The organism is Flavobacterium agrisoli (assembly GCF_016522065.1).
GTDB classification, from domain to species: domain Bacteria; phylum Bacteroidota; class Bacteroidia; order Flavobacteriales; family Flavobacteriaceae; genus Flavobacterium; species Flavobacterium agrisoli.
In genome coordinates, this window is record NZ_JAEHFV010000001.1 from 444,549 (window position 1) to 458,039 (window position 13,491).

Annotated in this window: 10 protein-coding genes; 6 read left to right on the top strand and 4 right to left on the bottom strand. The window is 33.9% G+C overall.

The annotated features are described in order from the left end of the window. Positions 1 to 21 precede the first annotated feature (21 nt). The 6 genes from I5M07_RS01785 to I5M07_RS01810 all read left to right on the top strand — a co-directional run bounded on the left by I5M07_RS01785 (position 22) and on the right by I5M07_RS01810 (position 10,074). Positions 22 to 609 (top strand): DUF4202 domain-containing protein, encoded by a 588-nt coding sequence (locus I5M07_RS01785; protein ID WP_200104477.1) that lies wholly within the window; start codon positions 22 to 24, stop codon positions 607 to 609. Between the two features lie 11 nt (positions 610 to 620). Next, positions 621 to 2,423 (top strand): sensor histidine kinase, encoded by a 1,803-nt coding sequence (locus tag I5M07_RS01790; protein ID WP_200104478.1) that lies wholly within the window; start codon positions 621 to 623, stop codon positions 2,421 to 2,423. A gap of 193 nt (positions 2,424 to 2,616) precedes the next feature. Next, positions 2,617 to 3,282, top strand: coding sequence for a response regulator transcription factor (locus tag I5M07_RS01795; protein ID WP_200104479.1), 666 nt, complete (start codon positions 2,617 to 2,619; stop codon positions 3,280 to 3,282). Between the two features lie 130 nt (positions 3,283 to 3,412). Then, on the top strand, positions 3,413 to 4,915 hold the full coding sequence (locus I5M07_RS01800) for an MFS transporter (RefSeq protein ID WP_200104480.1): 1,503 nt from the start codon (positions 3,413 to 3,415) through the stop codon (positions 4,913 to 4,915). A 166-nt stretch (positions 4,916 to 5,081) separates the two neighbouring features. After that, on the top strand, positions 5,082 to 8,597 hold the full coding sequence (locus I5M07_RS01805) for a nitrate reductase (RefSeq protein WP_200104481.1): 3,516 nt from the start codon (positions 5,082 to 5,084) through the stop codon (positions 8,595 to 8,597). Positions 8,598 to 8,625: 28 nt separating this feature from the next. After that, entirely contained in the window at positions 8,626 to 10,074 is a 1,449-nt protein-coding gene (locus I5M07_RS01810; protein ID WP_200104482.1) for a rubredoxin, read from the top strand. Here the strand turns inward: I5M07_RS01810 and moaA are convergent. From moaA to moeB, 4 genes are read right to left on the bottom strand one after another with little or no spacing between them, the layout of a single operon-like run. Further along, a complete protein-coding gene (gene moaA / locus I5M07_RS01815) occupies positions 10,061 to 11,068 on the bottom strand; it encodes a GTP 3',8-cyclase MoaA (protein ID WP_200104483.1) in 1,008 nt (335 codons plus the stop codon). The genes I5M07_RS01810 and moaA overlap by 14 nt on opposite strands. Beyond that, positions 11,055 to 11,969 carry a bifunctional molybdenum cofactor biosynthesis protein MoaC/MoaB gene (gene moaCB / locus I5M07_RS01820; RefSeq protein WP_200104484.1) on the bottom strand — a complete coding sequence of 305 codons (915 nt, stop codon included), beginning with the start codon at positions 11,967 to 11,969 and terminating at the stop codon, positions 11,055 to 11,057. The genes moaA and moaCB overlap by 14 nt, the downstream gene beginning before the upstream one ends. Next, positions 11,970 to 12,401, bottom strand: a complete 432-nt coding sequence (locus I5M07_RS01825; protein ID WP_200104485.1) for a molybdenum cofactor biosynthesis protein MoaE — start codon at positions 12,399 to 12,401, stop codon at positions 11,970 to 11,972. Between the two features lie 10 nt (positions 12,402 to 12,411). Continuing rightward, positions 12,412 to 13,488: a HesA/MoeB/ThiF family protein gene (gene moeB / locus I5M07_RS01830; RefSeq protein WP_233621908.1), complete on the bottom strand. Its 1,077-nt coding sequence runs from the start codon at positions 13,486 to 13,488 to the stop codon at positions 12,412 to 12,414. Positions 13,489 to 13,491: the final 3 nt, after the last annotated feature.

Here is a 13,491-nt window from a genome sequence, read left to right on the forward strand (position 1 = left end):
TTGAGCATATATTTTGTAGTTATGACTCAAACCTCTTTTCAAAAAGCAAGCCAATGGATTGATGCTGAAAACGCACAAGATCCCAATATAGAAATTGCCAACGGAATCGAATATCCGAAAGAATTATTATATTCTAATCGAATGTACGAACGTTTACTGCAATTTTATCCACAAGCTTCCGAAGCAATTCAAATAGCTTCAAAAGCACAACACATTTGCCGTTGGAAAATTGATAGAAGTTCCTATCCAATGGATCGTGTGGGTTACTTAAAATGGCGTGAAGAATTGAAAAAATTTCACGCCAAAACTACTTCCGAAATTTTAGAAAAAGCAGGATACAACGACGAATTTATAGCTCGTGTTTGTTTTTTAATTGAAAAAAAACTCCTAAAAAAAGATGCCGAAACACAACTTCTAGAAGATGTAATTTGTTTGGTTTTTTTAGAATTTTATCTCGAACCTTTTGTGGAAAAACACGATGATGAAAAACTTAAAAACATCATTAAAAAAACCTGGGATAAAATGTCTGAAAACGGACATGCAGCAGCTCTAAAAATAAATTACACACCCGAAAACTTCGAATTAATTAAAAGCGCGCTTGAACTTTAAAACGTTTTTTAATGAAAGAAAAAACAAAAGTTTCTAGTGATAAAAACACGTTTATTCGATTACGCAGACTGTATTTTTTTGCCTTATTAACCATCGGAATTACCGTTCTTTTAAGCCAAATTTTAATTCAATACAATCTCAATCAACAACGTAATGACTCCAGAATTATCAATATTTCCGGTAGACAACGTATGCTGAGTCAGAAAATCGTGAAAGAAGTATTACGACTGCATTTTGTTGAAAGCGATTCGACTGATAATGAAATTGTAACGCTACAAAAAACACTTAATTTTTGGAGCAAAAACCAAGAAGCGTTAACTATGGGTAACGATTCGTTGGGGTTTCCAAAAGATAAAAGCAAAACACTAGTGCTTTTGTACCAAGAAATTCAGCCTAGTTATAAAAAAATGGTTGAAGCTACCAATCAATTTATTCAACATAAAAAAAGAAAATCGACCAAAGACAACAAAAAACTTGTTGCCGAAATCATGCAAAATGGCGATGTTTTTTTGCAAAAAATGAATGAAATTGTACTGACTCATGATAAAGAAGCACATGAAAAAGTAACCAAACAAAGCCTAACCGAAATTATTTTATTCGTTTTTACTTTATTGGTTTTGTTATTAGAATTTCAATTTATCTTTAAACCGACAAATGAAAAAATTGAAAAGCTTTTTTCTAAATTATTATCTTCTGAGAAAAAAGCATTAAAACTCGCTTACAATACCGAGATTTTAAGTGAAATAAAAGAAAATTCGGTAAAAGAATTAAAATCCTTGAATTATGCAATGGAAAATACCCTACTCTATTGCCGCATTACCAATTCGGGACACATTATTCATATTGGAGAAAAATTTGCCAAAAGACTGAATTACAATTCATTTACTAAAGATATCAAATTCTCTAAGCTCCTAGCCGTCAACGAAAAAGAACAACAACAAATTGACCGAATTATATTGGAACGTCAGCGAAGCGGTTGGCAAGGTGAATTGAAAATTTCCATCAATGACACTGATTTTATTTGGTTAGATTTATCAATGGTTCCGGTTACAATTCGAAAAAATGAATCCGAATTATTGGTTATTTGCTTTGATATTACCGAACGTAAAAAAGCGCAACAAGAGGTAGAACGATTGAATTTTGAAAATAGTACCGAAAAAATCAATCAGCAAAAAATTATTTCCAGTAAAATTGTTGAAAATCAAGAAAATGAACAAAACCGAATTGCCAAAGAAATTCACGACGGTATCGGGCAAATGCTTACAGGATTAAAATTTAGTTTAGAAAGCATCAATTTAAATGATCGAGAAAAATCGGAACAAAAAATTGAATACCTCAAAAAACTTTCGGTCGATATTATTAAAGGAGTTAGAACGGCCACTTTCAATTTAATGCCGCCCGAATTAACCGATCATGGAATTGTTTCGTCATTAGCTAAACTAACACAAGAGTTATCCAAACTTACCGGAAAAGAAATTCTGTTTTACAATAAAACTGATTTTGACCAGCGATTGGATTCTTTAATCGAAATCAATATTTATCGTTTGACCCAAGAAGCCATTAATAATGCCATTAAATACGCCGAATCTACTCATATTATAGTACAACTTTCACATAGCGAAAAAATACTAAGTATCAATATAGACGATAACGGTAAAGGTTTTGATAAAAAAGCCGTTGAAAAAAGGCGCAACAGCGAATCTGGAATGGGCTTATTGTTTATGAACGAAAGAGTGCAATATATTAACGGGCGCGTGTATATTAATTCGATTTTAGGCGAAGGAACTCGAGTAACCTTTAATATTCCGATTTAAGTTCAACATCGGTTCAAATTCATATTTTATTGCTAATTTTTAACTACAATTGCGCATTTACTTGTAATAATGCAAATCAATTCTCTTTTTTAATTTTCAATATCTTTAAGATTCCTTATTATTGCAGAAATACGTATATTAGCCTTTTATTTTAGATGAATATACGTAATTTTACCCGATAAATTAAGTAATTATGAATACTACAATTCGAGTTGTTTTAGCCGATGATCATGTTTTTGTGAGAGATGGTATTAAATCATTATTAGAAAATGAAACCAATATTGAAGTGGTTGGTGAAGCAATTGATGGAGCCGAAGCCTTACAAGTGGTTGCTAATTTACAACCCGATTTGCTAATTGTAGACATCAGAATGCCATACTTAACAGGTATTGAAGTAGTAGAAAAATTACGTGCTCAACAAAACACTACTAAAATTATCATGCTTTCGATGCATGAATCAGAAGAATACGTTTTAAAATCAATAAAAGCAGGAGCTGATGGGTATTTACTAAAAGGATCTAGCAAGGATGAATTTTTGAAAGCAGTTCATACAGTTTCAAATGGAGGAAAGTATTTTAGTGGTGATATTTCTTCCATTTTAGTTGGGCAATTAACCAGCAGTAGTAGTACTATTACAACCGATAACAAACCCGCTTTAGCAGAAGAAATGTTGATTACCAAAAGAGAAAAAGAAATTTTAGCTTTATTACTTTCGGGAAAAGGAAACAAAGAAATTGCTGAAACCCTCGAAATTAGCAAACGTACCGCAGAAGTTCACCGTTTCAATTTGATGAAAAAACTTAAAGTAAAAAACTTAATGGAGCTTTCTAATAAAGCAGCTGAGTTTTCGCTTCTTTAAATTTCAAATCCCTACTTAATTTAAAAATAAAAAAAATAAGTACTAATACTTATTTTTTTTTCATAAAACTGCGTTTTGTCAGTTTTTAACTAAGTCATACTACTTATTTTTGTATGAAAATATAAGTACTATGGAAACGAATCAAAATTTAGCTTTTTCACATCGCATCCTTTTTTTAAACACATTAGCTTTTACAGTGTGTTTTGCTTGTTGGACTTTAAACGGGGTTTTAGTTACCTACTTAGTTGATAATGGAATTTTCGATTGGAGTGTTGTTCAAGTAGGATGGCTTTTAGGAATTCCTGTTTTAACGGGTGCCATAATGCGCTTGCCAATGGGAATTTTAACTGATAAATATGGAGGGAAATACGTGTATTCTTTTTTACTTCTGTTTTCTTCGATTCCAATGTTTTTATTACCTTTTGCCGATAGCTTTTTGATGTTTGCTATCTTGAGTTTTTTATTCGGAATGGTAGGAACTAGCTTTGCTGTTGGAATTGGTTTTACTTCTGTTTGGTATCCGAAACAATGGCAAGGAAGAGCGTTGGGAATTTTCGGTATGGGAAACGCAGGAGCAGCCATTACCACTTTTTTAATTCCCTCTCTACTCAATTATTTTTCTGCCGGAAATCCACAAAATGGATGGAAAATAATCCCCGTGATTTATGGATCAGCTTTATTACTTATCGGAATCGTTTTCCTTATTTTTACAAAAAACAAAAAAACTGATGGTACACCCAAAACCATTGCCCAACGTGTTTCCGCATTAAAAAGTGTTCGTGTTTGGCGATTTGGATTTTACTATTTTTTAGTTTTTGGTTTTTTTGTAGCCTATTCGCAATGGCTTGTTCCTAATTTTATGAATGTGTACCAAACGAGTTTGGTTACTGCCGGAATGTTTGCTACACTTTTTAGTTTGCCATCGGGCGTTATTAGAGCATTTGGAGGTTATTTATCCGACAAATACGGAGCAAGAAAAGTAATGTATTGGGTTTTTGGCTCCACTATTGTATTGAGTATTTTATTAATGATTCCGCAAATGGAAGTAAAAACGGCAGGCCCGGGAGTAATGTCAACTCAAAAAGGAACTGTGACCGAAATTACTGATTCATATATCAAAATTGATGATCAAAAATACCCGATTGTCACTCCAGAAAAACAAACACAGACCAGTTCTATATTGCCATCAAAAACAACTTGGCAAAATGTAATTGTAGAAGAAAATCAAAAAATCAATAAAAAAGAACTAATTGCAAAAGGTGTTACCCAAATTCAATTTGACGCAAACATGTGGATTTACTTGTTTTTAGTTATTTGCATTGGAATTTCATGGGGAATTGGAAAAGCAGCCATCTACAAACACATTCCAGACTATTTTCCAAATGATATTGGGGTTGTTGGCGGAATGGTGGGTATGATTGGTGGTTTAGGGGGATTTTGTGGCCCAATATTATTTGGATATTTACTAAATGCCACCGGTTTTTGGTCAAGTTCTTGGATTTTAATCTTGGTATTATCTGTTATTTGCTTAATTTGGATGCATATCGTGATTACCAAAATGGCTAAACAAAAAGAACCTAAACAGCAAAAAGCAACAAAAATTATACTAGAAGAAGAACTAGCAACTTCTTAGAATTGAATTAATGTCGTTTTATTTATAAATACCCTTTTTTATGAGGGTATTTTTTTTAAAAAATCACAACAAAAAATAAGTATATATACGTAAAAAATACGTATTTTTGTTTTTAGAATGTGATAATTCAGACAATGAATATAAAAACCGTTAAAAAACTAACCAAATGCAAAATACTGAAATCAAAACTACGTGTTCCTATTGTGGTGTTGGTTGCGGAATTATCGTAACTAAAGACAGTCAAAATGGTGTAAGTATTAGAGGTGACCAAGACCACCCCGTTAATCGTGGGATGTTATGTTCTAAAGGAAGAAATTTGCATTATGTAGTTAACGATACTTCCGACCGTATTTTGCACCCCGAAATGCGATGGAGTAAAAACCAACCTTTGGAACAAGTCAGTTGGGATGATGCTTTGGATAGAGCTGCTGCAGTTTTTTCATCCATAATAAAAAAATATGGTCCAGACAGCGTTGGTTTTTATATCTCAGGGCAATGTTTGACCGAAGAATATTATTTAGTAAATAAGTTAGTTAAAGGTTTTTTAAAAACTAATAATATTGATACTAACTCTCGTTTGTGTATGAGTTCGGCGGTAGTGGGTTATAAAAAAACCTTCGGAGAAGATTCGGTGCCTATTGCCTATGAAGATATTGAATTAGCGGATACCTTTTTAATCACAGGTGCCAATCCTGCATGGTGTCACCCTATTTTGTATCGCCGTTTAGAACAACACAAAGAGAAAAATCCCAAAGTAAAAGTCATTGTAATTGACCCACGCAGAACCGATACTGCGGCAGCGGCAGATTTACATTTGCAAATTATTCCTGGATCGGATGTGATTTTATATCACGCCATCGCCAAAAAAATCATCGAAAAAGGATATGTAGACCATGATTTTGTTCGAAATAATACGGAAAATTTCAATGCCTATAAAGATTTAATTTTAAGCACTTCTTTAGAAAAAGCTTCAAAATTATGTGGAATTTCTATTGCAGATATTAACCTTACTGCTGACTTAATTGGAAAAGCTAAAGGTTTTATTACCCTTTGGGCTATGGGACTTAATCAAAGTGTTGTAGGAGTGGATAAAAATACTGCGTTGCTAAATATTTCGTTGCTCACAGGACATGTTGGAAAACCGGGTTCAGGCCCTTTTTCTTTAACCGGACAACCAAATGCCATGGGTGGACGTGAAGTGGGCGGAATGGCTAGTTTATTAGCAGCTCATAAAGAACTAGCAAATCCAGAACACCGCCAAGAAGTGGCAGATTTTTGGGGAGTGGATACTATTTCGGAAAAACCAGGTTTAACGGCTACCGAAATGTTCGAAGCTTTAGAATCTGGAAAAATGAAAGCGGTTTGGATTATTTGTACCAATCCATTAGTGAGTTTACCCGATTCTAGAAAAGTTGAAAATGCATTAAAAAAAGCAAAATTTGTCGTTGTTCAAGATATTTCGCATAATGCCGATACAGCCAAATTTGCCGATTTATTGCTTCCGGCTGCAGGATGGTTAGAAAAAGAAGGTACAATGACCAATTCCGAACGCCGAATTTCATATTTACCAAAAGGTATAAATCCACCTGGAGAAGCTTTACCTGATATTGAAATTTTAATTCGTTTTGCCAAAAAAATGAATTTTAATGGTTTCAATTTTAATACTGCCGAGGAAATTTACGCCGAACATTGCGCGCTAACCAAAAACACCAATATTGACATTTCCTTTCTAAATTATAGCCGTTTAAAAAATGAAGGTACTTTTCAATGGCCTGTTCCTGATTATGGACATCCTGGAACGCCTCGTTTGTTTACCGACAAAAAATTTTATACACCCTCTCAAAAAGCCATATTTAATTTGCCATCGAGCATCGAAAATAAATCGGTGCAACCCAATGATAAATTCCCTTTTATTTTAACCACCGGAAGGGTGCGCGATCAATGGCATACGATGACAAAAACGGGAAAAGTAGCTCGTTTAATGACGCATACTCCCACTCCAACACTCGAAATAAATCCGATTGATGCTTTTAAAAACAATATTCAAGATGGTGATATTGTAGAGGTAAACAGTGAAAATGGAAATGTTAGGGTTAAAGCAAAAATCACAGATGCTATTCGAGAGAAAGTAGTATTTTTGCCTATGCATTGGGGGAAAAAACTCGAAAATGATTTAAACCGAACTAACAATTTAACCAATACGTTAATCGATCCGATTTCCAAAGAACCCGATTTTAAATTCACTTCTGTTTCGGTAAAAAAATACAAAAAACCGGTACAAAAAATTGCAATTGTAGGAGCTGGAGCTGCGGCTTTTCGATTTATTCAAAATTACAGAGAACTGAATCCACAGGATGAAATCATCGTTTTTTCGAACGAAACCAATCCTTTTTACAACAGAGTGCTTTTGCCTGAATACATGACGGGCGAGTTTTCTTGGGAACAACTTTTAAAAGTTAAAGATGGTGCCGAGTTGAATAAATTAAACATCACCATGCACACAGGTGTGGTTATTAATGCAATAGATTCTAATCTAAAAATAATTACGGATAGCACCAATAAAAAGCACACCTACGACATTCTTTTACTCGCCACTGGAAGCCGACCTTTTGTACCTGAAAATGCACAATTGCATTTACCTGGCCGATTTACGATGCGCAAAAAAGAAGATGCCGACCGTTTAAAAAATTATTTAAATGCAACAAAATTAGCTCCTCAAGACCAACATGTTGTTATTATTGGAGGCGGATTATTAGGGCTAGAATTGGCTGCAGCGTTAAAACATAAAAAGGTAAAAATCACCATCATACAACGTGCTTCACGCTTGATGGAACGCCAATTAGATCGTATTTCGAGTAAGTTATTAGCCGAAGAAGTCCAATCTAGAGATATTCAAATTTATTTTGATAATGAAGTTAGCACTGTTTTTGAAACGGATAATCAAAACGAAATTGAAATTGCTTTAAAAAGCGGCCGTATTCTTACCGCTAACGCCATTGTTTACAGTATTGGAACAATTCCAAACATTGAAATTGCCAAAGAAGCCGGACTAGTTTGCGGACGCGGTGTAAAAGTGAATCAATACATGCAATCGTCCAACCCAAATATTTATGCCTTGGGTGAAATTGCCGAATTTAACGGACAATTATTCGGAATTACATCGGCCGCCGAAGAACAAGCAGATATTTTGGCTAATTATTTAGCGGGAGATATCGGAAGTTTTTATAAAGGTTCGGTACTCATGAACATCTTAAAATTAGAAGATATAAACTTGTGTAGCATTGGTCAAGTCGAAATTCCGGCTAACGACGATTCTTACGAAGAAATTGTTTTTGCTGATTTAAAACAACATTATTACAAAAAATGCATCGTTAAAGATGATTTGCTGGTTGGTGCCATTTTGATGGGAGATAAAAACGAATTTGCCGAGTTTAAAACCATGATTGAAACCAAAACCGAATTGGCCGATAAACGAAATAGTTTATTACGAGGAAAATCTGATGCTAAACCTGTTATAGGCAAATTGGTATGTTCTTGCAGTCAAGTGGGAAGCGGAAATATTGAAGAAACCATACGAAGCGGCGTAACCAATTTCACCGATTTGTGCAAAAATACAGGCGCTGGATTGGGCTGCGGAAGCTGTAAAACCGAGGTAAAAGAATTATTAGCCAAGTGCATTTAAAAAGTAAGTTATACAAAACTGTACCATCATGGAATTAACAAGACTCATTGTAAAAGGAGGTGTCATTTCACCAGGCGAATTAAAAGAAGTAGTTACTATGGCCGCTGAACAGGGTTTAGAATCGATTTCGTTTGGTTCCAGACAAGATATTATTTTTCCAAAAGATTTCAATCCGCAAGGAAAAGAAAAATTAGGAAAAAACTATTTTATTGTTCCCAACGAAAACTCGGGTCAAAACATTGTTTCGTCATATGTTTCAACTGATATTTTTAGAAATACAAACTGGCTTACAGGTAACAAATTTTTGTATGTGCTCGAACAATTCAAAGAACAACCTAAATTAAAAGTCAATATAACCGATCCGCTGCAGCAGCTAGTTCCGTTATTTACAGGTCATATCAATTTTATAGCTTCCGAAAACGAAGATTATTGGTATTTGTACATACGATTACCCAACTGGCAACGAATGGAAGTGTATCCTGCACTTATTTATAGTTGGGATTTGGCTACTATTTATTACGAAATTGAACGTCTTATTGAAGAAGATTCGTATGGTATTGATATGCTTTTTTCTTTAGTAAGCGAAAATTTGGACACCAATAATCGAACGATTAAAAAAACACTACAAATTCCTTTTTATCCATTTCCGTATTATGAAGGAATGAATAAGTTTGGGATTGATCAATATTGGTTAGGCCTTTATTGGAGAAATAATTTATACGATTTGGAATTCTTGAAAGAAATGTGCGATTTGTGTTTCGATTGTAAAATTGGGAAAATTTGCATTACTCCTTGGAAATCGTTTATCGTAAAAGGAATTCCGAAAAGTCGAAAATTAGAGTGGGAAAAATTCTTAGGGAAACGTGGAATTAATGTACGTCATTCTCTTTTAGAATTAAATTGGCACCTTCCAGTTGCTACAGAATGGGCTTTAAATTTAAAAACTTTTTTGGTTAGAACATTAGATCAATTTGATATTAGTACATACGGACTGACGTTCGGAATTTCGGATTATAACCGAGAAGGTCATTATTTTACATCCATTGTAATTGAAAAAAATCTATTGCCAAAAGATTTAGAATCTATCAAAATTCGAGATACATTTAATGTTTTATACGCAAAAAATTTTGATGCCAATACACGAAATTATATTATTCACTCGCAAGATATTGATAAGCTTGAATTGCCTACAATTTTGATTGAGTTGAGTAAAAAATATTTTGAAGAATTAGGAAATGCTTTGGATAACGAAGATGCCAAATTGACCACAACTAACGAAAAAATTACGGTTGAATTGTACCAATGTTCGGAATGTTTAACCCATTATAGCCCAGAATACGGCGATCCAAGTCAAGAAATTCCGAAAGGTATAAAATTTGAATATTTACCCGCCGATTACCATTGTTCTTTATGCGAAGCGCCCAAAAGCAGTTTTAAAAAAATTGAACCAATTAGCATTGAAATTACCCGCCAATAGCAATCATACTCCTGTTGTCAAAGTGTAATTTAGGATCATTCATTTTTTCGGAAGTAGACATGCCTGAACGGGTTTTGAATTTTTTTTGCAAACAATTCGAAATTAATTCTGGTAAATCGGCACCATTTCTCAAAGAAGTAAGTAAATCCGTTTCTTCATTCGAAAAAAGACAATTTTTAATTTTCCCATTTGCCGTTAATCGAATGCGATTACATCCGTCACAAAACGGATTGGTTATCGAACTAATAATTCCGAAATCACCCGTAAAACCTTTTATTTGAAATTTGCGTGCCGTAAAGTTTTTTTCATCGGTAAGTTTGCTAACCTTTTCAGGAGCAAAATAAGAAGTGGCTTGTTCTAAAATTTCCATTTCGTTAACCATTTTACTTTTATCCCATTGATTTCCGGCAAAAGGCATAAATTCTATAAACCGTATCGAAATCGGCAAAAGGTGGGTCAGTTTGATAAAATCAACTATTTCATTCTCATTAAAACCACGCATTAAAACCACATTGATTTTTACTTTAAAATCGTGAGCAATTAAAAGTTGTAAATTAGACATTACTTTATCAAACTGATCTCTCAACGTAATGGTATTAAATTTAGAAGCAATCAAAGTATCCAAACTAATATTAACCGACTCTATTTGAGCTGATTTCAAAACATCAAAATAACGATCAATTAAAATACCGTTTGTGGTAATAGATAAATTGGTATTAAGTTGGGCTAGTTTGGAGCAAATTTCAGGAAAATCTTTTCTAAGTAAAGGCTCACCTCCTGTTAGTCTAATTTTATCAACTCCATGATTTACAAAAATTTGTGCTATTTGAAAAATTTCATCAGCAGTCATCAACTCTTTTTTAGGCGATAACGGAATTCCTTCGGCAGGCATGCAATAAGTACATCTTAAATTGCATTTTTCTATCAAAGAAATACGCAAATAATTGTGCAAGCGCCCAAAATTATCCGTTAAAACCGTATTAGAGGTTGTCATGATTTTTTCCTTTTAAAATATGAAATGCATGCAGAATATGAGGAAAAACTGCATCCATAGATTCTTTCGCTCCATTCCTTGAACCCGGAAGTCCTAAAACAATTGTTTTGCCTATTATGCCCGCAACCGTTCTAGATAACATGGCATAAGGCATGCGCTGTTGCCCATAATTGCGAATGGCTTCTTCAATTCCTGCAATACGTTCGTCTAAAAGCGGAATAAGAGCTTCGGGCGTGACATCTCGTGGTGAAAGACCAGTTCCACCCGTAAAAATAACCAATTGGTTCTCTTTGCTAAAGGTTTTAACTCGCTCTTGAATAATCTCAAATTCATCTGGTATTACTTCGTAATGGGAAGTTTCAACTTCGCAATTTTCTAATTTTTCAACAATTATTTTGCCAGAACGATCTTCTTTTTCAGCAGCAAAAATAGAGTCTGAACATACAAACACTGCGGCTTGAATTGTATTTCTAAATTTATTTTTATAAGAGGATTTACCCCCTTTTTTTTCTAATAATTTAATCGAGCCAATTTCTATGTTTTTATCAATTGGTTTGAGCATATCGTACATAGTTAATGCCACTATTGACGCACCGTGCATAGCCTCTACCTCCACTCCTGTTTTATAAACCGTTTTTACCGTAAATAAAATGGTAATATGCAAAACTTCAATTTCATAAGCAACACCCGTAAACTCTATCGGCAACGGATGGCAATCTGGAATTGCGAGATGGGTATTCTTCACCGCAAATAAACCTGCTGTTTTAGCCATTTCCAATACATTACCTTTTGGCACTAAATTTTGCTGAATAGCATCTATTGTGTCTTGGGAACTCACAATTACAGTGGCAGTTGCAGTAGCACTTCTTAACGTATTTATTTTGTGGGTTATATCAACCATTTATGAATTTTTTTTCCAAGTAAAAGTATCGTTTTCAAAAAGCTCTTTTCCAAAAATAGGCACATCGGTTTTTATCCAATTAACGATGTTCTCTGTAGCTTCATACACTTGTTTTCTTCGAGGAGCCGAAACAAAAACAAACAAGCAAATTTCACCCGCATTTACTTTTCCGATGCTATGGTAAATGTGCATACAAGTAAGATCAAATTTTTTGAATGCCTTTTCTCTTATGGCATGCAAGGCCTCGTTAGCCATGTCAGTGTAAGCAGAATATTCAATGGCTACCACTCTATTTTCGTGAATAACATCTGCTCGAACTTGACCTAAAAAAATATTGTGGGCCCCAATGGTATGCTTCGTTTGGTGTTTCGCAATCGAATCGGCTATAAAACTTGGCGCTATTGGGCCGTCAACAAATACATTTTTACTCATTTTATTATTTTTAGTGAGAACTAACTTTATTCTCTTTTAGTAGTGTAACCAAAGCTTGTGCTCCAAACTCACAATTTATTATGTTTTTAAAGTTTCTTTTTTGAAGCATTTCTGCCGCCATTTTACTTCGAATTCCAGATTGGCAAAAAACAATTATTTCTTTTGATTTATCCAAAATACTATGTTTTTCTTCTAACTCTGATAATGGAATTTGAATACAATTTTCAAATTCAACTAAAGGCAATTCATCCGAATTACGGACATCCAAAAACAGTACGTTTTTAGAAGATATTTTTGACATTATAGTAGTAATTTCAATAGTCCTACTGTTATCTTCTGTAGTTTTAAAATGGTTTCTAAATTCTGCTTCAGATTGAATATATACTTCTTTTTTTGCAAACGAAAATTTTTCTTGTAAGTTACTTAAACAATTATAAATCAAAACGCTACCAGTAATTACTTCTCCAATTCCTAAAAGTATTTTTAAAACTTCATTAGCTTGTAACATACCGATTATTCCAACCGAAACACCCAATACTCCTGCTTCAACGCAATTCATCGAATTCCTGTTTTCGTTAGGATATAAACAGCGGTAAGTTGGCCCATTTTGATAATTAAAAACAGCTACTTGCCCTTCAAATCGATAAACGGAACCATAGACCAAAGGTTTGTTTTTCACTACACAAGCATCATTAATTAAATATTTTGTTGCAATATTATCGGTTCCATCAATTATAACATCATATTTTTCTACCAATTCTAAAGCATTTTCGGCTGAAAAAAGCATTTCGTAGGCAATAATTTCGCAATCGCTATTGAGCGCATTCATGCTCTTTTTCGCTTCCTGAACTTTACTTTTCCCAATGCCATCAGTCGTATAAATAACCTGTCTTTGTAAATTGGTAATTTCAATTTTATCGACATCCACAATACCAATTTTTCCAATACCTGCGGCAGTTAAATAGGGTAAAATGGTTGCGCCTAAGCCACCCGCACCGATCAGAAGAACTTTAGCATTTTGGAGTTTTTCCTGACCAGTTGTACCAATTTGTGGTAAGATGACTTGTCTGTTGTAACGTGAACTCATTTT